Source organism: Rhodococcus sp. IC4_135, assembly GCF_011602025.1.
GTDB classification, from domain to species: Bacteria; Actinomycetota; Actinomycetes; order Mycobacteriales; family Mycobacteriaceae; genus Rhodococcus_F; species Rhodococcus_F baikonurensis.
On sequence record NZ_JAAOLG010000025.1, the window covers coordinates 25,023 to 43,009 of the forward strand.

Consider the following 17,987-nt stretch of genomic DNA (forward strand, 5'->3'; position numbering starts at 1 on the left):
ATCGGAAGGGGAGACCGCTACTGACGCGAAGGTCCGGCGATCACCTGTAGCTCGGTGAAACCGTGTAGGCCCCACGGGCCGTTTTCCACTCCGATGCCGCTGTGCTTGTGTCCGCCGAACGGGAGGTGGGGCAGGACACCTCCGCCGTGCATGTTGATCGAGACCTGTCCGGCTTCGAATTGTGGTGCGAGCTGCGCGGCGTGGTCGGCATCCCCCGACCACACCGATGCGGTGAGGCCGTACTCACTTCGGTTGGCGCGGACGATGGCGTCAGCTTCGTCTCGGAACGAGATGATGGGAAGCACGGGGCCGAATTGCTCTTCGTCGACGATCCGCATTCCGTCGTTGACCTGGTCGAGAATGGTCGGCTGATGAAAGTAACCGTCCCTGTCGATGGGTTTACCGCCGGCGGTCGCTCGCGCCCCGTTGCTCACAGCGTCCGCAATCAATTCCTTGACTCGATCGAACTGTGGCTTGTTGTTGATGGGCCCGAGATCTGTTCCTTCGACGGTGCCTTCGTCGACCTTGACGGATCTGGCGATTTCACTGAGAGCCTCGACCAGTTGGGGCTGGATACTTTCGTGTGCGTACACGCGCTTGACGGCGAGGCAGATCTGTCCGTTGTTGGTGAACGCGCTTCGGAAGAGGCTGGGCGCGATCTTCTCCACGTCCACGTCGCCGAGAATGACGGCGGGATCGTTTCCGCCGAGTTCCAGAGTGACGCGCTTGAGGTCGTCGGCAGCCCCGAGCGCGACCTTTCGCCCGACCGCGGTTGACCCGGTAAAGCTGACTTTCCGCGGAATGGGGTGTGAAACCATTGTTGCGCCAAGAGGATCAGGCCCGGTAACCACGTTCAGTACACCGTCGGGGAAGGTGCCACGGAGAATTCGGGCGAGCGCAAGTGTTGCCAGCGGTGTGTACGGCGAGGGTTTGACGACGATCGTGTTGCCCGCCCGCAGTGCCGGCGCAATCTTCCACATAGCGAGCGTGATCGGGAAATTCCACGGGGTGATGGCACTGACAACGCCCAACGGTCGACGGGTGACTTCCTCGAAGGCCTCGGCGTCGTTTCGGATGATTTCCCTCGGGATCTCCAGGTCGGCGTAGTAGCGCAGCCACGTCGCCGCAATATGGAATTCCAGCGTAGAGTCGGCGAGCGACTTGCCCTGCTCGAAGGTCAGGATCGGGGCAAGTTCGCTGATCCGACTTTCGATGACGTCTGCTGCCAGGCGCAATGCGTCACGACGGAACTGCTCGTCGATCCGCCATGACAGGTATGCATTCTGAGCCGCGGCGAACACCCCGTCGAGTTGATCCGGTGTGACGGACGGAGCCTGTGCGAATACCTCGCCTGTTGCGGGGTTGATCACGCCGAAGGTGCCGGCGGTGAGAAGATCGCGTCCATTCGACGTTGCTGCCGTCGATAAAGTTAGCGAATCCGTTGAGGTCATTCTCGATCCCATTTCGTGGTCAGTGTTGTGCCGGCGTCAGCACCGGCTTGATGGTCTTGCCCGAGAGCGAATCCTCCACGGCCTGGTTGATCTGTTCGAGCGGGTAGGTCTGGACGAGCTTGTCGAAGGGGAACCAACCGCGCTGCCACAGATCCAGGAGTTGGGGAAGGAAAATCTGTGGGGTCGAACTTCCGTCAAGTGCGAACGTCACGGTCCGGCCCGTCAGCAACGTCGGGTCTATTTCGAATTTCGCCTGGCCTCCGCCCACCAACACGGCTTTGCCCGGGATGTCGAGGATGCTGACCGCCGTCGTGATGACCGAGGCCACAGCGGTTGTCTCGAAGGAGAAGTCGAAACCGCGTCCGCCGTTCTTGATCGCTTCGACGAGGTCAGGTGTGTCGCCGCGAACGGTACGAGTGGCGCCGACTTCCAACGCTGTTTCGAGCCTGGCATCGACCAGGTCGACGACGACGATGTCGCGGGCACCTGCAGCCTTGGCAGCCATTACGGCCGCGAGGCCGACACCCCCCGCCCCGAACACCGCAATGCTCTGTCCAGCAGCCAGTTTCATCTCGTTCATAACCGAACCGGCGCCGGTCTGCAGGCCGCAGCCCAGTGGGCCGAGAAGCTCGAGTGGGAGCGATTTGTCCACCACGACCAGATTGCGCTCGGTTGCGATGGCGTGCGTGGCGAAGGAGGACTGCCCGAACCATCGGTTCGCCAGCGGGAGGCCGTTCCGATCGATCGCGCTCGTGCTGAGGTCCGCGCGGCGGCCTGTCGTATTGCGAGCAAAGAACTCGTCGCAGTAGGACGGTATTCCGGCTCGGCAGTTACGGCAGCGGCCACAGGAATCGAAGCTGATCAGTACATGGTCGCCAACCTCGATACCTCTGACCGAGCTACCGACTTCCTCGACGATGCCAGAACCTTCGTGGCCGAGAATCAGCGGCCCCATCTGCGCAATGTATTCGGGATTGCGCATCAGAAGGTCGGTGTGGCACATCCCCGCACCGATTACCTTCACGAGAAGTTCGTCCGATGCCAACGGTCCGAGCTTCACCTCCTCGAGTTCGAACTTGCCGTCGCCGTCGCGCAGAACGGCGGCAATTGCGTTGGTGGTCATGATTTCTTCTCCGTTGGGTCGAGGAGCTCGAGCGCATCTGCATACGTGCCCTTGTTGGCGATGATGCGGCGCAGCTTCATGATCTTGCGTTGTTCATTCAAGGTGGCGGCGCCGACCAGACGGTCACCCGAGCGGTACAGTGCCACGAATTTGTCAGCCTCTGGATCGCCAGAGGCGAAGACAACTTCGTCGGCGACTGCGGTGCCTACGAACTGGATACGGCTCTCGTACCAGTCGCTCCAGAAGTAGGGGACGGTCTCGTAAGGCTTGGCATCCTCTGGCGCGACAGCATTGACAGCTGCCCGGTTCGCTTGATCAGCAGCATTCGTCCAGTTCTCCAGACGGACCGAGAGTCCACCGAATGCGGGGTTGGGCCAGTGGACCACATCGCCTGCTGCATAGACGTCTTCAAGCGAGGTTCGAAGAAACTCGTTTGCTATCACCCCGCCGTCTACTGGATGGAGCTCGATGCCGGACTTCGCCAGCCACCCGGTTGCGGGTGTCGCTCCCACACCGACGACGACCAGTTCAGCGGGCAGTGAAGTGCCGGTACTGAGCCGGACGGCCTCGACGTGGATGGTGCCGATCAGCTCTTCGACCTGGACGTCACACAAGAGCGGAATTCCGTTGCGTTCGTGCAGCTTTGCGAGTGCCTGGCCGACGGTCGCACCGACTGCGCGGACGAGTGGAATTGGAGCAGCTTCGACGATCGTCACGTCTGCGCCTCGGTCTCGGGCGGACGACGCGAGCTCGGACCCGATGAATCCAGCGCCAACTATCACGAGCTTCGTTCCGGGGCGAAGTCTTTCGCGGAGCGCGAGCGCATCATCGATCGTGCGAAGCGCGATAACGCCGTCCAAATCCGGAGTGTTGGGCAACGAGCGTGGTGACGCGCCTGTCGCAATGATCAGCTTCTCGTAGGGAATCCAATCGCTGTCTCCGACTCGCACACGGTGTGATGTCGGATCGAGTTGTGTCGCCGGCGCCCCGAGTAGAAGTTTCACATCGAGGGCGGCGAGTTCCTCGGTGGTCGTGTGAAAGTCGACCTCAGCGCCGTCCTTCAGGAATTGCTTACTCAGGGGCGGTCGGTCGTAGGGAAGATGGAATTCGTCGCCGACCAGAGTGATCGGTCCTTCGTACCCCGCCTGCCGGGCAGACTCCGCGGCCCGCAGACCGGCCAGAGACGCTCCGACGACAACGAGTCCCGCACCGTGATCGATATCTGTTGCGCTCACGATCAGGTCTCGTCGAGGGTGAGCGCTTTGGCGGGGCACGATCGAACAGCCTCCCGGACAAGGTTTTTGTCGTCGTCATCGACCAACTCCTTGTGCAGAATCAGCGATCCGTCGTCGGCTACCTCGAAATAGTCCTCGGATACGGATTCGCAGATTCCGATTCCTGTGCACCGACCGCGATCGACAATGATCTTCATAGCGTCGTTCCTGTTCTCTACTGTCTTTACTGGGGCTTGTTACACGCGGACCGGGAGGCGCTTGATCCCGTTGATGAACTCGCTGTAGAGGTACACCGGCTCCCCGACCTCCATGCGCGGTAGTTTGGTCAGAATCTGTGAGTACAGCGCTCGCAGTTGAGCTTTGGCGACCATATGGCCGAGGCAGTAGTGGATTCCGCCACCGCCGAAGGCAACATGGTTGTTGTTGGGGCTGCGCTGTAGGTCGAACCGGTGCGGATCGTCGAAGGTGTCCTCGTCACGGTTTCCCGAGCAGTAGAACAAGACGACCTTGTCGCCTCTGTTGACCAGGGTTCCGCTCAACTCGATGTCCGAGGTGGCCGTGCGTGCAAATTCCTGGACGGGAGAGGTGTGGCGAATGAACTCCTCGATCGACTGGGCGATACGTCCGTCGAAGTCCTCCGTCAGCCATCGCTTCTGGTCCGGGTTCCGATCCAGTGACATGGCAGTGTGGCTGGTGGTCTGTTTCGTTGTGTCGTTACCGGCAACACTGAGTAGGAGCATCATCGAACCGATTTCGAGCTCGGAGAGCGGTTTGCCGTCGAATTCAGTGTTGGCCAGTGCAGTGGCGATGTCGTCGGCCGGATTTTTGCGACGGAAATTGACCAGACCGTTGCCGATCTCCGACAACGCCGCGACCTGTTGCATCGTGAACTCGATCGGGGTCAACCCCTCGGGGAGCATATCGGGGTCGGCGGCACCGACCAGGTTGTCGCCGGCCGTTGCGAAGTCCTGAACCAGGCTCTCCGGGACGCCGACAAGATCGGCGATCGTGAGCATCGGCAACTTCGAGGCGACTTCGGAGACGAAGTCGAATTCGCCTGCGCCGACTACCCGGCCGACGATTTGCTCGGCGCGTTCTTCGATCTTGTCACGCAGACGCTTGACGGCCTTGGGTGTGAAACCAGAGCTGATGATTTGGCGATACCTGGTGTGATCGGGCGGATCCATCATCACGAAGTTCGGGGCGCCGGAGAGTTCTGGATCGTTCGGCGCGAACCCCACTCCCCGCCACTTGAGCTGATCCGAGCTGAATAGTTCGTGGTTCTGGCTGACGAACGCGATGTCCGCGCTTTTCACGATGGCCCAGAATCCGGTCTCACCGTGGTCGGGTTTGAAATGGGGGCGGTCCATCGGCTTGTGCCAACTCACCGTCGCATTCTCGCGCAGCCACGCGAATGTCTTGTCCCGCTCGACAAATGGTTTGCTCCAGAACTCGACGCTGGTGAGGTCGATGTGCGGTGCTGTCAGTGGGTGCTCGGTGGATGGAAGTGAGGTGGTCATGCAGGTACCTTTCTGTCGCTCCCCCCTGGGATGGGCTGTTCGGTCGAGGAACTACTCCTCGTTGGGTGTTGCGTTCGGCGAGAAGAAGATTCCCGCTCACGGACGCCGGTTCGAGAGCACCAAACTGCCTGCGGCACCGAAGTAGAACCCGACTCCCTGGACAAAACTGATTTCGACTCCGGGAACTTGCTCGCACGCCTCACCGCGTAGTTGGCGCACCGCCTCCTGTATGGCGAACATCCCGTACATGCCGGTATGGGTGTACGACATGCCGCCGCCGTTGGTGTTCATCGGAAGCCGGCCGCCTTTGGATGTATTTCCCTCGGCGACAAAGTCTCCCGATTCGCCGTGGCCGACAAAACCGAGATCCTCGAGCATGAAGAGCGGGACGTGCGCGAAGGCGTCGTATGCCATCAGATGGTCGACGTCGTCGTGGGTGATCCCAGCGGTGGCGAACGCTTCGGCGCCGGCGAGTCGGAATGCTTTGAAGGATGCAGGATCCTGCATCTGAGAAACCATCGGGGCTTCTGCGGATTCACCGGACCCGAGTAGGTACACGTGTCGGTCGGATCCCGGCATGTCTGCTGCTCGTTCGGCACTGGTCAGGATCACGGCGCCGCCGCCGTCGGTCAGGACACAACACATGTCCCGGGTAAACGGGTACGCCACGCGAGGACCGGCCAGAACTTCGTCTACTGTCGTGGGTTTGCGACGGAAAGCTCGTGGATTGTCCAGAGCCCAGTTGCGCTGAGCAACCACGAGTCCAGCCATGTGTTCGATGGTCATTCCGCGCTCGTGCAGAAAGCGCAGTGCCGGAACAGTGAAGGTCGAGTACGGCGTGTTCGCGCCGTACACGGTCTCGAATTGACCGCTCATGGAATTCAAAGTCAGCGGGTACGGCGGGGCGCCGATTCTCGACCGGCCGGATTCTCCGTGGGTCACGAGAACAACGTCGGCGGCACCCGAAGCAATGGCGGCCGCGGCGTGACGCACGTGCAGCATGAAACTGCATCCGCCGACGCCGGTTCCGTCCAGCCAGCGTGGGGTTATACCCAGGTGGTGAGAGACCTCGAGGGAAAGCAGTCCGGTGGTGGCGACGCCGTCGATGTCCGCGGGTGTGAGGCCGGCGTCGGCCATTGCATTGCGGGCAGCGTCGGCATGTAGATCCAGGACGGACGTGTTGGGCAGTACGCCGATTTCCGTGGTCTCTGCCGCGCCGACGATCGCGATGTCTCCGTTGTGCATCGATGTCATCGAGCAGACTCCTGTACCGGCGTGAACACGGGGAGCTTCATGTCCCCTCGTGCGATGAACGTGACTTCGAGTTGTTGGTCGAGCTCGAGGTACTCGGGGTCGGCCTCCACTCCGACCACATTGCTCATCAGGTGCGGGCCCTCCTCGAGTTCGACCAGTGCGACGACGATGGGTGTCGCGGGGTCGAAGGGTGGAGTCGGTCGATAGTTGATCACGTAGGACAACAGTCGGCCTCGGCCACTGACGGGTGTCCACTCCACGTTGTCGGAGTTGCAGTTCGGGCAGAAAGGTCGCGGATAAAAGTAGTGCTGTGTGCACTCCAGGCAATGTTGAATGGTGAGTTCCTCCCGCTGCGCGCCCTCCCAATAGGGGGCGGTGGCAGGGGTCGGCACCGGTACAGGCCCTGTCAAGGGACAGTCCTCTCGTCGTGTGAATCTGTGATGGATCATCAAGTCTCTCAACGGAATACGACCGTCGAGTCGAGTGAATGAAACACGTTCCGCGAGTGCGCTTCTGCGGAATACCATCCGTTCCGCTTCTTCGAAGCGGATTCAGTTCAGGACCCTTTGCTTAAACGGAACGCGTTTCGTAACGATCAGAGTGATCCAGTTCATCGTGTATGTCAAGGTCTGTCGAGAAATTCCGTTAGTTCGGCTGACTGCTTCGAATCGAAGGGCTTGCCAATCACATACGTAACGTGTTCTCTTTAGGTGGAGTGGGTTGTCGGACAACGTTTTCGGATACCGTTTCGCGATACGCGACACTTACCGTCCGGTAACCCCGCTCCACTCCTGCACATGCCTATTCGGATGAAATCGAGGTTCTACATGCCGATCGACAGCTCACTCGTCGGACTCACCGGCAAGCCTGTCTGGAAGAGTTGGACGTCGAAAGACGCGTTGCTGTACGCCCTGGGTGTCGGCGCGGGTCAGCCTGACCCGCTCGACGAGCTGGAGTTCACCACCGAGAACAGTGAGGACATCCAGCAGAAGGTTCTTCCGACGTTTGCGAACGTGGCGTTCTACGGCGACGGCGACGGCGAAGACGACGGCTTCGCGCTGCCCGACGATGTGGACTACAGCAAGCTGCTGCATGCATATCAAGCGTTCAGTTTGTCCGGCCCGCTCCCGACAGACGGCCGCGTTGAAACCACCCGCAGAATCACCGGCGTGTACGACAAGGGTTCAGGGGCCTTGCTCACGACGGAAACCGTCGCCCGCGACGCTGTCGGTCAGATCGTGGGAACCATCGAGTCCGGGTCGTTCTTCCGCGGTTATGGAGGTTTCGGCGGCGAGCGCGGGCCTTCAACTTCCTGGGAACTGCCGGCCTACAAGCCGGATCACGTTGTCACGTACACAACTCGAGCGGACCAGGCGCTGCTGTACCGACTGAGCGGTGACCGGAATCCCCTCCACTCGGACCCGACATTCAGCGCACGCGGCGGGTTTTCCACTCCCATCCTGCACGGTATGTGCACCTACGGTTACGTCGGTCGGGCTCTCCTGCACGCTGTGGCCGATTCGGATCCGACGCGCTTCACCGGGATGTCGGGACGGTTCACCAAGCCACTGTTGCCCGGACAGACAATCACTACCTCGATCTGGGTTGCCGGTGGAGCTGTTCGATTCCGCACGGTCGACGACATCGGCGATGTGGTCATCGACCACGGCACCGCCGAAATTCACTGACGGCGCCGCCGAAATCCACTGACACTCAACCCGTTACATACTCGCCACGATGGTGTTCGTGGCATGAACAAAGGAAAGATTCATGGGTTCACTCGAAGGTCGCGTAGCGATCGTGACCGGAGGCGGCCGAGGCATCGGTGCGTCGATCAGCAGAATGTTCGCTGCCGAAGGTGCAAAACTGGTCATCAACGATCTCGGTTCGTCGCCGGACGGTCAGGGCGGAGATCAGGGCCCGGCGCGTGACGTCGCGGCCGAGATCGTGGCCAATGGCGGTCAGGCCGTTGCCGACGGCGGCGACATCGCAGACGTCGCGACCGGTCAACGCCTTGTCGATCTCGCGCTGGAGCACTACGGCAAGCTGGATGTTCTCGTCAACGTGGCAGGCATTCTCCGAGACAAGATGATTTTCAATCTTCCGGAAGAAGACTGGGACGCAGTCATTCGAGTGCATCTGCGTGGCCACTTCAGCACCATCAAGCCGGCCGCGGCGTACTGGCGTGCGCAGAAAAACCCCGAAGGCCACTACCGCATCATCAACTTCACCTCCGATTCCGCGTTGCAGGGTTCGCCCGGGCAGCCGAACTACGCCGCTGCCAAGATGGGAATCGTCGGCTTGACTGCATCCACGGCCAATGCGCTCGGGCGATACGGCGTGACGGCAAATGCGATCGCTCCGGGTGCCGTCACCCGTCTGACTCAAACTGTGCCTGACGAGAAGCGGATGGGAGACGGCATCGACGAATCCGTCTCGCCGGACAACATCGCGCCCATCGTCACCTACCTTGCCGGTACGAGTTCCGATTGGTTGTCGGGCCGCACGATCGGCGCGATGGGCTACGAGGTGAAACTGTGGAATAACCCGGAAGTAGTTTCCACGGTCGCCTCGGATGGACCGTGGAATCTCGACGACCTGACCGCCAAGGTCGAGAAGGAATTCCGTCCGTTGGCTGACGGTCTTCACCCGTCCATCTTCATGGCTCAGCTTCCGTCCTGATTCGTAAATACCTGATGAAGGGTGGGACTGATCCGAGTGCCTGAGTTGGTGCTGGTGCAGGGGCGTTATCGTGGAGGCAGATGGCGCGTCGGCGTCAGTCTCGGAACATGATGGGGGACAGACTGGATGTCCGCAGTGAAGGTGAACGGCCGCACCGCTGAGGCAAAGGCGTTCCGTGTCGAGCGAGTCGTGAAAGCCACCCGCGAGTTGGCGTCCGCGGGCGGTTACGAAGCTGTGCAGATGCGGGAGGTCGCTCGAGTTGCCCAGACTGCCCTGTCGACCCTTTACAAGTACTACGCGTCCAAAGACGATCTCATCACGGTAGCCGTTCGGTCGGAACTGGACTCCCTGGCTGAGGACTTTCTCCGCCGTCCGTCGAGACAGCGGACGGCGGAGGGGCGCGCAGGAGAAGTCTTCGTCCGGGCGTTCCAGGGGATGGTCCGAGATCCTGGGTTCGCACACGCTGCGATGTGCGCGCACCAAACGCTACGCGAGTACACCCCCGACCGGGATGAGCTCGATGTAAGGAACAACGAGATGACGCGTTGGGCCACCCCCTTCGGCTATATTGCCGTCACTCAAGCGTGGGGGGCGGATCACCGATGCACTCCGATGCAGTCCCGCACACTCGGCATGTTGGAGACCTTGTGGAGTGCCAGCGTTGTCGGGTGGCTGAACGGGGACACGTCGGTCGACGAGGTGAAACGGCGCCTTCGACTGGCGGCGAAGCTCTTGCTCGGCGCGAATTCTGTCGGCTCGAAAGTCAATGCGGAAGAAGAAGACTGAGGCGATCGTGCTCGAACCCGACGGTCTTCACGAGCGTCGCCCTATCCACTCCGCAGCCGCAGCGTCGATGTCCTGCTGCAACTTCTCGAAGAAGGACGGCGTCGGGGTAGGTACCAAGTCTGCGGCCGTTGTCAGTGATCGGCCGAGGGCGATTCGCCGCTCGAGCAATTCCTCGTCCGTCAGGAGCGTCAGATCCGGCATCGCGGTCCCCCTTGTCCGGTGCGATTTCTGTCGGGGCAGACCGTGCGCATCGGGATCGATGCATGATTCGATGCGCACGGCCGAGGCATTCCAGGCTGGGGGCCGGAATGCAAAATCTACTTTACCAAATGATTACCAATTGCTGTGGATAGCATGTCGCGCTCGGTTACCGCGGAGTGCTTTCACAGCGTTCTCCCAGGTGTTAAGTCCTGACAATCGTTGAAGCTGCAACTATCGTCGAAAGCATGAAAAAGATCTGGTGGATAGGCGGAGCAGTAGTTGTGGTCGTACTAGCCCTGCTTGTGGGGCCGTGGGCGTACGGGAAATTCATCGCCGAAGACGATGCGCCGGCGGCCGTGGTGTCCACACAGGGGGCCGAGGCGGCGTCCGGATCGATCGACGGGCAGTGGACCGTCGTCCCCGGGCAAGGGGACAACCAGACCGCAGCCGGGTACACCGTCCACGAGATTCTCAACGGATCGAGTGTGACCGTCGTCGGAACCACCGGCGAGGTGAGCGGAAGCGCGGTCGTCGAGGGTGAGAAGCTCACGGCCGGTGAAGTGACTGTGCAGGTGGCGAGTATCAAGACCGACTCGGACCGGCGCGACGGCCAGTTCACGGGCAACGTGATGGACACCAGTACCTACCCGACGGCGACGTTCACGATCGACTCCCCAGTGGATCTGTCGGCCGTGCCGACCGATGGAACAACGGCAACGGTCACGGTGTCAGGAACCTTGACTCTCAAAGGGCAGTCCAAGCCGGTATCGGTCGACATGACCGTGCTGCATTCGGGCGATTCGTTGATCGCCTCGGGCTCGATCCCGGTCACCTGGACCGATTTCGGCGTCGAACCCCCGTCTCTCGGCTTTGTCACCGTCGACGGCAGCGGGTCGGTGGACTTCCTGGTCTCGCTCGCCTCGAGCTGAATTACGTCCACCCGATTCGCACGGCTTCGGGACGGGCAGGGAAGATTAAGGACATGACCTTCCCTTCTTGTTGTCCGTCCCGAAGGCAGCGCGCGAATCGTGCCCGGACGGAATGAACGAGTGATGCCCAGGTGGAGGCCCTTCCGGGCTGGTGAAGACCCCGACCCACGTTTCACTCTCGCCAACGAACGGACATATCTGGCCTGGATTCGCACCGCGACGGCCTTTGTCGCGTCAGGGGTCGGACTCGAGGCCTTCGGCGGCGACATCCTCAACCCGACGGTTCGCGCCGGCTTGGCCGCATTGCTGCTCGTCGGCGGCGCTCTGATCGCCATCACTTCTTTCATCCACTGGATCAGTGCCGAGCGCGCGCTGCGTGCCGAGCGCTCGTTGCCGGTGCCGCTGATGGCGCCGGTGGTCGGCATCGTGCTGGTGATCTGCGCGACCGTCCTGGTGGTCGAGGTCGTGAACTGATTGACCGCGCTGGAACCTTCGGAAGGACTCACGCCGCCGGACCGGGGCCTGCAGTCCGAGCGCACATCCCTCTCGTGGGTGCGGACGAGTCTGTCGATACTCGGCTTGTCGGCGGCCTGCTTGAGATGGTTGCCGCCGTTCGGCTCGGTGGCCTTGATCGGTCCGTCCGTCGCGGCGGTGCTCGTTGTTGTAGTGACGGTCTACGAACGTCGGGCGCGACCCAGGCGGTTGGCTCAGTTTTCAGTCGAAAAGGCAACGCCTGCTCTGGGTATGGGCGCAGCTCTCGCGCTGGGCCTTCTGCTGCTCAGTGCGACGGGGCTGTGGATTCTGTTGAAGTGACCTCGGCTTTCGGTGCCCAGCCGGGCGGGCCGAACACGTAGCCGGCTCGCTGCCGCCACGAGGTCGACGCCTTCCAGTCGCGAGCGATGGCAGCGTACTCCCGCGTTTGGAGCTTCCAGATGTTGTACGTTCCGACCGGCGTCGTGAGTCCGTAGGTGGGCCTGTGGGTTTCGGCCGCGAACGTGCCGAACATCCGGTCCCAGACGATGAGGATCCCGGCGTAGTTGCGGTCGAGGTACTCGGCGTCGGAACCGTGATGGACTCGGTGATGCGAAGGCGTGTTGAAGACGAATTCGACAGGACGCCAGAGTTTTCCGACTCGCTCGGTATGGACGAAGAATTGGTAGACGAGGCTGACGGAGAAGCCGACGAACACCATCCACGGCGGGATGCCGAGGAACGGCAGCGGCAGCCACATGATGATCTCGCCGCTGTTGTTCCACTTCTGCCGCAGCGCGGTACTGAAATTGAAGTACTCACTCGAATGATGAGCTTGATGTGTCGCCCAGATGACTCGAACCCGGTGTGCGATGCGGTGATACGCGTAGTAGAGGACGTCGATTCCGAGAAGCAGGATCACCCAGGTGTACCAGGCCGTCGGCGACAGATGCCACGGTGCGAGATACACCCAGATTGCCGAATAGCCGATCAGTGCCAGTACTTTCCAAAATGTGCTCGTGGCGATGGACACCAAGCCGAGGAGGACGCTGGTCCGGGCGTCGGCGCTACGGTATCCGCCCTGAGCCGGCCGCGCACGTCCGTCGGCGTCGTTCGGATGATCTTCGAGTGCTCGGGCGGCGAACCACTCGATGCCGAGGAAGATGACAAACGCAGGGATTGCGAGAGTGACCGGGTCATGGAGTGGTTCGAGAAGTGACCGCCATGACTCGAGAAGCGTTTCCCACATGCGATTTGTCCTGTCCTTTTGCTTCGTTCGTTACATCATGCACCAATATGTAACGTCAAGGAACCCCTTTGGGACAAGAATCTGGCGGGTTTGTTGCGACTTTTCATAGAACAATGGTAGGAATTGCCGGTGCATATCACCGCGAAGGTGGACTACGCCGTGCGGACTCTGGTCGAGCTTGCGGCAGTCGGTCCAGACCCGGCCAAAGCCGAGTTTCTCGCCAAATCCCAGGTCATACCTCACAAGTTCCTGGAAGCGGTGCTCTCGGACTTACGGCGCGGCGGCCTGGTCAACAGTCGTCGAGGCCCGGACGGTGGATACTGGCTCGCCCGATCCGCAGACGAGATCACGATTGCTGACGTCATCCGCGCCGTCGAAGGACCGCTTGCGTCGATACGGGGTCAGCGCCCCGAGGACGTCGACTACGGGGGGCCGGCAACGCCACTCAAAGAGGTGTGGATCGCAGTGCGCGTCAACCTTCGCGCCGTGCTCGAAAACGTCACGCTCACCGACGTCGCGGGTGGCGAGTTACCCGAGTTCGTTCACGAACTGACTGCAGACCCCGGGGCGTGGAATCGTCGCTGAAACGGCGCGGTTTCACGCTGTTCGTCGTGGCGTTCACACTGTCCGTCGGGGGCGTGAAACAGTTGTCGGCGCAGTGTTCGCGGCGTTGCCGCCCGCAGATTTCGCGTCGTACATCAGATGATCGGCCGCGATTATTGCCCGGGAGAACTCGTTGTAGTCGAACTCCTCTTGATGTGGGACGAACGGTAGCGTCGCTGCTCCGACGCTGACCGTGGCCAGTGGGCGGTCGGAGGCGTTCACCACTGCTTTGGGCAGTGTTGCGATTCGCTTGCGCAATCCGTACGGGGTGCCGATCATCACGACGGTGAACTCCTCGCCGCCCGTGCGTGCGGCGTAACCGAAACCGTTCACATGCTCCTGCAGGCGAGTTCCGGTCCGGCTGATGACGGCGTCTCCGACTTCGTGGCCGAACGTGTCGTTCACCGCCTTGAACTTGTCGATGTCCACGACGGCAACAGCGATGTCGGCACGATTTGCCGACGCGACCGACCAGATGTGTTCCGACATGTCCCACAGACCCCGTCGGTTCAGCAGGCCGGTGAGCGCGTCCACTTTGGATCCCGTTGCACGCGAGAGTAACTGGCGCCAGGTGAACTGAATCGTCGCCGGAATGAAGATCACGGCGCACAGTACGACGTCGGTACGCGCAAGCACGCTGGTCGCCGAGTACTCGCCGTTCGTCAGGCCGAGCACGGTCAGGGCGATGACAAACGTCGTGGCGAAGGCGAGGTGGAAGGCCAGCCAGCGATAGTCGAGGAAATAGGTGAAGTAGGCGCCGGTGGCGACGAAGAGCACCGCGCCGAACAGTGCGGCGTTATGGCTGGTGAACGTGATGAGTATCGAGGCGGTTCCGAGATCTGCCCACAGTCCGTAGAGCTCGAGTGTGCGTGCCCCTCTGATTCGGCCCACGAACCAGAGAAAGGTGGGAATCAAGTTGATCGTCGCGATGCCGATGACCCACGCTCGTGCAAACGGTCCGTCGGGGCCCTCGGTGCTGAAGAGAAACAGGTAGGCCACGAGCGAGAAATTGAGTGAGCAGAATCCGATGGTGAGATGAACGAGACGTAGGACCGTGCCTCTTCCGGTCTTCGATCCCCACAGCATGACCGAGGACGAAACCGGCCAGGTGTGCAGGAGCGGATCCATCAGATTCCTTCGCCGAACTCGTTTGGTTAATGAAGAGCAAAGTATGTCAGCCTCTGTTGCTTTACGCGTCAACTCGGGTTGGAGTTTCATGCGGGGCGTCACCGGCAACAACTACTGACGTGTTCGTTGGGTCGTAGGGCGAGCAAAGGTGTGAGCCAGGCCTCGAGAATTCGAGCGGTGTGTTCGAACGCACAATTTTGCAGAGCTCTGCAAAGTTGCAGAGGTCTGCAAGTTCGGTACGGTGGTGGAGTGATAACCGAGCCAAGCCTTCGCGACCGCAAGAAGGCAGCAACCCGTACCGCACTCAGTGACGCGGCGGCACGACTGGCTCGCGCTCTCGGGATCGAATGCGTCACCGCTGATGCGATCGCCTCCGAGGCGGGGGTGTCGACGAGGACATTCCACAACTACTTCTCCAGCAAGGAGGAGGCGGTTCTGGCGAGTTTCGAGGAAACAGTGGCTCTGTGGATCGAGGCGCTTGCAGCCCGGCCCGCGGATGAGCCCATCCTCGACGTGCTCGAGGATCTCGTGGTCGAAATCGTGAGCGATTCCGGCTCGAGCGTGAAGGAAAAAGTAAACATCTGGATGTTGTCGGATTCGAGTCCTGCTCTCTATCGGGATGCGGCCGACATGCATCAGCGGATCAACCGTGCAGTCACTCGGGCATTGGCCGAACGCACCGGCACGGACGCCGAACGGGACCTGTATCCGACCCTCCTCCTGGGGGTGGTGGCCGGGGCTTGTAAGTCGGTGATCGACATCTGGTCTGGTGGAAAGTCGGAGGCTTCCAGTCCGGAAGAGTTGGTCCACGACGCTTTTCGGCAAATTCGTGCGGGATTGCCTGCGCCGCCACCTCGCCCCTGAGACCCACTCGTAATACCTGTCCACGTACACGCACCGAAACAGCAAGGAGCCCGTCGTGGCCACCTATCTCTATCGGATCGGCAAGTTCGCCTATCGGCGAAAAGGCGCGGTCCTCAGCGTTTGGCTGATAATCCTGGTCCTGATGGGCGTCGGGGCAGCCACCCTGTCCGGCCCCACCAAGGATTCGTTCTCCATTCCGGGTACGCCGGCGCAGCAGGCGCAGGACCTGATGGCTGAGCGTTTTCCCGATGCTCCCAATCCGATGGATTCGCTGAGCGCCCGATACGTCGTACAGGCACCGGCAGGCACGACGCTGGCGGACCCGGCGAACGTCAAGGCCATGGACGACATGCTCGCGAGTATTCGCGGCATCGACAAGGTCGCCGACTCCGCCAAGGTGGACCCGGCAACTGCCACTCCGGAACAGGCCGCGAAGGCGTTGGTCAATCCGGTTGCCGGCAACGACTCCATGGTTGCGATGTTCAAGGAGAAGGCCGCTGCAGCGGGAACTTCCGAGGCGCAGGCTGTTGACGACGCGCGGGCGTTGTCGCCGCTCAGTGCCGACGGCACAGTCGGGTATGTCGAGGTTCCGTTCAGCGGAGACTTCGCCGATCTCGATCAGGCGTTGCGTGATTCGATCAACTCCGCAGCCGATGTCGGACGGTCCGAAGGGCTCAACGTCCAGGTCAGTGGTTCGGCCGCCCAGGAAGCAGAAATGCCCGGTGGTGTCACCGAGCTGATCGGTATCGCCGTCGCCGCTGTCGTTCTGGCCATCACGTTCGGTTCGCTTGTGGCCGCAGGGCTTCCGCTTCTCACGGCGATCATCGGTATCGCGATCGGCAGCCTCGGAATCACAGTCGCCACCGGATTCATGGATCTGAGTTCCATGACTCCGACGCTGGCGATCATGATCGGTCTGGCAGTGGCGATCGACTACTCGCTGTTCATCATGTCCAGATTCAGGCATGAGCTCACGCTCACCGACAATCGTGCCGAAGCGGCGGGCCGCGCTGTCGGAACTGCCGGTTCCGCAGTGGTATTCGCTGGATTGACGGTCATCATCGCGCTGGTCGCGTTGCGCGTCGTCGGCATCCCGTTCCTTTCGGATATGGGTGCGGCAGCAGCCTTCACGGTTCTGATCGCGGTTCTGATCGCCCTGACCTTGCTGCCCGCGATTCTGGGTATGTTCGGGCGCAAGGCTTTTGCCGGCAAGATTCCCTTCCTCAGCAAGCGTGCAGAGGAGTCCGAGGACGAGGATTCGGGCAAGCCGAAGTTGGCTCTGCGCTTCATCAGCGCCGTCGTCCGTCGTCCGCTCGTACCGCTGATCGGTGGTGTAGTCCTTCTGGGCGCATTGGCCCTGCCCGCAACGGGATTGAGCCTGGCATTGCCGTCGGAGGCCACCGGTGACCCGGCGACGAGTGCGCGTCAGGCATACGACCTGATCGACGAGGGCTTCGGTGACGGTCGAAACGGGCCGCTCATTGCGGTCGTCGACGCCAAGGGTGCCAGCGTCCCGGCAGGGGAGGCCTTCGCGGAGGTCGTCTCGACCATCTCGAGCTTCAGCGACGTCCAGAACGCACAGGTCGTCGGGGTCAACACGGCCGGCGACACCGCGCAGGTGCTGATCACTCCGAAGAGTGGTCCGACCGATCCGGCGACCATGGATCTGGTGTCCAGCCTTCGTGGAGCCGAAGGTGGACTCAACGATTCGATCGGCGTCAGCTACGGCATCACCGGCCAGACCGCACTCGAAGGTGACGTCTCGGACACGCTGAAGGATGCATTGGTGCCCTACCTTGCGGTAGTGGTGGGCCTCGCATTCATCTTGTTGCTCTTGGTGTTCCGCTCGATCCTGGTCCCGCTGACGGCGACGCTCGGCTTCCTGCTCAGCGTGCTCGCGACATTCGGTGCGACGGTGGCGATCTTCCAGCACGGTTGGTTGGGCATCATCTCGAACCCGCAACCGCTCGTGAGTTTCATGCCGATCTTCCTGATCGGTGTGGTGTTCGGACTGGCGATGGACTACCAGGTGTTCCTCGTGACGCGTATGCGTGAGGAGTACGTCCACGGCGCGACGGCGAAGGAGGCCGTGACCATCGGCTTCAACCACGGTGCCCGGGTGGTCAGTGCGGCCGCGGTCATCATGATCTCCGTGTTCGGTGCCTTCATCGCAGAACCGAACTCGTTCATCAAGTCGATCGGATTCGCGCTCGCGGCGGCGGTGTTCTTCGACGCCTTCATCGTGCGCATGGTCATCATCCCGTCCGTCATGGCGCTGCTCGGGGACAAGGCGTGGTGGTTGCCGAAGTGGCTGGACAAGATCCTGCCGAACGTCGACATCGAGGGTGAGAAGCTCAGCAAGGCCCTCCGTGACGAGAAGGAAGCGGAACTGCAGTCCGCATCTGCTTGATCTCTGCTGTGCGCCTTTATTAACCCCCCGCGGTTAATAAAGGCGCACAGCTGTTTTTGCGTATCGAAATATCCAGCGGCA

Annotated in this window: 19 protein-coding genes and 1 pseudogene; 9 read left to right on the forward strand and 11 right to left on the reverse strand. The window is 61.3% G+C overall.

The genetic code is table 11. The annotated features are described in order from the left end of the window. Nucleotides 1-17: 17 nt before the first annotated feature. The 8 genes and pseudogenes from G8767_RS28345 to G8767_RS36620 all read right to left on the reverse strand — a co-directional run. A complete protein-coding gene (locus tag G8767_RS28345; RefSeq protein WP_166813129.1) occupies nt 18-1,451 on the reverse strand; it encodes an aldehyde dehydrogenase family protein in 1,434 nt (477 codons plus the stop codon). A 19-nt stretch (nt 1,452-1,470) separates the two neighbouring features. Continuing rightward, nucleotides 1,471-2,574: an NAD(P)-dependent alcohol dehydrogenase gene (locus G8767_RS28350; protein WP_166813131.1), complete on the reverse strand. Its 1,104-nt coding sequence runs from the start codon at nt 2,572-2,574 to the stop codon at nt 1,471-1,473. Continuing rightward, nucleotides 2,571-3,809: an FAD-dependent oxidoreductase gene (locus G8767_RS28355; protein ID WP_166813133.1), complete on the reverse strand. Its 1,239-nt coding sequence runs from the start codon at nt 3,807-3,809 to the stop codon at nt 2,571-2,573. Before G8767_RS28355 ends, G8767_RS28350 begins: the two co-directional genes overlap by 4 nt. A 2-nt stretch (nt 3,810-3,811) precedes the next feature. After that, nucleotides 3,812-4,006, reverse strand: coding sequence for a ferredoxin (locus G8767_RS28360; RefSeq protein WP_095969547.1), 195 nt, complete (start codon nt 4,004-4,006; stop codon nt 3,812-3,814). Nucleotides 4,007-4,045: 39 nt separating this feature from the next. Beyond that, a complete protein-coding gene (locus tag G8767_RS28365) occupies nt 4,046-5,329 on the reverse strand; it encodes a cytochrome P450 (protein ID WP_166813135.1) in 1,284 nt (427 codons plus the stop codon). Nucleotides 5,330-5,425: 96 nt separating this feature from the next. Then, nucleotides 5,426-6,583, reverse strand: a complete 1,158-nt coding sequence (locus G8767_RS28370; protein ID WP_166813137.1) for a thiolase — start codon at nt 6,581-6,583, stop codon at nt 5,426-5,428. Then, the gene (locus G8767_RS36615; protein ID WP_235171097.1) at nt 6,580-6,843 is read right to left on the reverse strand and encodes an OB-fold domain-containing protein; all 264 of its coding nucleotides are present in this window, start codon (nt 6,841-6,843) and stop codon (nt 6,580-6,582) included. The genes G8767_RS28370 and G8767_RS36615 overlap by 4 nt, the downstream gene beginning before the upstream one ends. A 6-nt stretch (nt 6,844-6,849) precedes the next feature. Next, a pseudogene (locus G8767_RS36620) lies at nt 6,850-7,110 on the reverse strand (zinc ribbon domain-containing protein); the annotation flags it as partial. A gap of 270 nt (nt 7,111-7,380) precedes the next feature. Here G8767_RS36620 and G8767_RS28380 point away from each other — a divergent pair. From G8767_RS28380 to G8767_RS28390, 3 genes are all read left to right on the forward strand, one after another. After that, on the forward strand, nt 7,381-8,271 hold the full coding sequence (locus tag G8767_RS28380) for a MaoC family dehydratase (RefSeq protein ID WP_240952884.1): 891 nt from the start codon (nt 7,381-7,383) through the stop codon (nt 8,269-8,271). A gap of 82 nt (nt 8,272-8,353) precedes the next feature. Next, complete coding sequence (locus G8767_RS28385) at nt 8,354-9,265, forward strand: SDR family NAD(P)-dependent oxidoreductase (RefSeq protein WP_124566671.1); 912 nt, start codon at nt 8,354-8,356, stop codon at nt 9,263-9,265. A gap of 126 nt (nt 9,266-9,391) precedes the next feature. Further along, nucleotides 9,392-10,051, forward strand: coding sequence for a TetR/AcrR family transcriptional regulator (locus tag G8767_RS28390; protein ID WP_124566672.1), 660 nt, complete (start codon nt 9,392-9,394; stop codon nt 10,049-10,051). 27 nt (nt 10,052-10,078) lie between these two features. Here the strand turns inward: G8767_RS28390 and G8767_RS28395 are convergent, their stop codons facing one another. Then, on the reverse strand, nt 10,079-10,252 hold the full coding sequence (locus G8767_RS28395) for a hypothetical protein (protein ID WP_166813139.1): 174 nt from the start codon (nt 10,250-10,252) through the stop codon (nt 10,079-10,081). 245 nt (nt 10,253-10,497) lie between these two features. Here G8767_RS28395 and G8767_RS28400 point away from each other — a divergent pair, with 245 nt between their 5' ends. The 3 genes from G8767_RS28400 to G8767_RS28410 all read left to right on the forward strand — a co-directional run bounded on the left by G8767_RS28400 (nt 10,498) and on the right by G8767_RS28410 (nt 11,994). Further along, the gene (locus G8767_RS28400) at nt 10,498-11,181 is read left to right on the forward strand and encodes a YceI family protein (protein WP_124566673.1); all 684 of its coding nucleotides are present in this window, start codon (nt 10,498-10,500) and stop codon (nt 11,179-11,181) included. 123 nt (nt 11,182-11,304) lie between these two features. Continuing rightward, a complete protein-coding gene (locus tag G8767_RS28405) occupies nt 11,305-11,655 on the forward strand; it encodes a DUF202 domain-containing protein (RefSeq protein ID WP_095969554.1) in 351 nt (116 codons plus the stop codon). Further along, complete coding sequence (locus G8767_RS28410) at nt 11,656-11,994, forward strand: DUF202 domain-containing protein (protein ID WP_095969555.1); 339 nt, start codon at nt 11,656-11,658, stop codon at nt 11,992-11,994. It abuts the gene before it with no gap. Here G8767_RS28410 and G8767_RS28415 read toward each other — a convergent pair. After that, a complete protein-coding gene (locus G8767_RS28415; protein ID WP_095969556.1) occupies nt 11,960-12,901 on the reverse strand; it encodes a sterol desaturase family protein in 942 nt (313 codons plus the stop codon). The two genes, G8767_RS28410 and G8767_RS28415, sit on opposite strands and share 35 nt — an antisense overlap. A 129-nt stretch (nt 12,902-13,030) precedes the next feature. On the opposite strand from G8767_RS28415, the gene G8767_RS28420 reads away from it, so the two are divergent. Continuing rightward, nucleotides 13,031-13,486 (forward strand): Rrf2 family transcriptional regulator, encoded by a 456-nt coding sequence (locus G8767_RS28420; protein ID WP_095969557.1) that lies wholly within the window; start codon nt 13,031-13,033, stop codon nt 13,484-13,486. Nucleotides 13,487-13,519: 33 nt separating this feature from the next. Here G8767_RS28420 and G8767_RS28425 read toward each other — a convergent pair whose 3' ends face one another. After that, on the reverse strand, nt 13,520-14,632 hold the full coding sequence (locus G8767_RS28425; protein WP_166813141.1) for a GGDEF domain-containing protein: 1,113 nt from the start codon (nt 14,630-14,632) through the stop codon (nt 13,520-13,522). A gap of 249 nt (nt 14,633-14,881) precedes the next feature. Here G8767_RS28425 and G8767_RS28430 point away from each other — a divergent pair, with 249 nt between their 5' ends. Both G8767_RS28430 and G8767_RS28435 read left to right on the forward strand, forming a co-directional pair. Continuing rightward, a complete protein-coding gene (locus G8767_RS28430; RefSeq protein ID WP_095969559.1) occupies nt 14,882-15,496 on the forward strand; it encodes a TetR/AcrR family transcriptional regulator in 615 nt (204 codons plus the stop codon). A 55-nt stretch (nt 15,497-15,551) separates the two neighbouring features. Continuing rightward, nucleotides 15,552-17,906, forward strand: a complete 2,355-nt coding sequence (locus G8767_RS28435; protein ID WP_124566676.1) for an MMPL family transporter — start codon at nt 15,552-15,554, stop codon at nt 17,904-17,906. The last annotated feature ends 81 nt before the right edge of the window (nt 17,907-17,987 follow it).

What these genes read in the sequence shown, in the direction of transcription:
- G8767_RS28405 (WP_095969554.1), top strand. Translation starts at nt 11,305, where the DNA reads ATGCCCAGGTGGAGGCCCTTCCGGGCTGGTGAAGACCCCGACCCACGT.
- G8767_RS28400 (WP_124566673.1), top strand. Translation starts at nt 10,498, where the DNA reads ATGAAAAAGATCTGGTGGATAGGCGGAGCAGTAGTTGTGGTCGTACTA.
- G8767_RS28415 (WP_095969556.1), bottom strand. Translation starts at nt 12,901, where the DNA reads ATGTGGGAAACGCTTCTCGAGTCATGGCGGTCACTTCTCGAACCACTC.
- G8767_RS28370 (WP_166813137.1), bottom strand. Translation starts at nt 6,583, where the DNA reads ATGACATCGATGCACAACGGAGACATCGCGATCGTCGGCGCGGCAGAG.
- G8767_RS28380 (WP_240952884.1), top strand. Translation starts at nt 7,381, where the DNA reads ATGCCTATTCGGATGAAATCGAGGTTCTACATGCCGATCGACAGCTCA.
- G8767_RS28360 (WP_095969547.1), bottom strand. Translation starts at nt 4,006, where the DNA reads ATGAAGATCATTGTCGATCGCGGTCGGTGCACAGGAATCGGAATCTGC.
- G8767_RS28385 (WP_124566671.1), top strand. Translation starts at nt 8,354, where the DNA reads ATGGGTTCACTCGAAGGTCGCGTAGCGATCGTGACCGGAGGCGGCCGA.
- G8767_RS28365 (WP_166813135.1), bottom strand. Translation starts at nt 5,329, where the DNA reads ATGACCACCTCACTTCCATCCACCGAGCACCCACTGACAGCACCGCAC.
- G8767_RS28425 (WP_166813141.1), bottom strand. Translation starts at nt 14,632, where the DNA reads ATGGATCCGCTCCTGCACACCTGGCCGGTTTCGTCCTCGGTCATGCTG.
- G8767_RS28350 (WP_166813131.1), bottom strand. Translation starts at nt 2,574, where the DNA reads ATGACCACCAACGCAATTGCCGCCGTTCTGCGCGACGGCGACGGCAAG.
- G8767_RS28395 (WP_166813139.1), bottom strand. Translation starts at nt 10,252, where the DNA reads ATGCCGGATCTGACGCTCCTGACGGACGAGGAATTGCTCGAGCGGCGA.
- G8767_RS28345 (WP_166813129.1), bottom strand. Translation starts at nt 1,451, where the DNA reads ATGACCTCAACGGATTCGCTAACTTTATCGACGGCAGCAACGTCGAAT.
- G8767_RS28390 (WP_124566672.1), top strand. Translation starts at nt 9,392, where the DNA reads ATGTCCGCAGTGAAGGTGAACGGCCGCACCGCTGAGGCAAAGGCGTTC.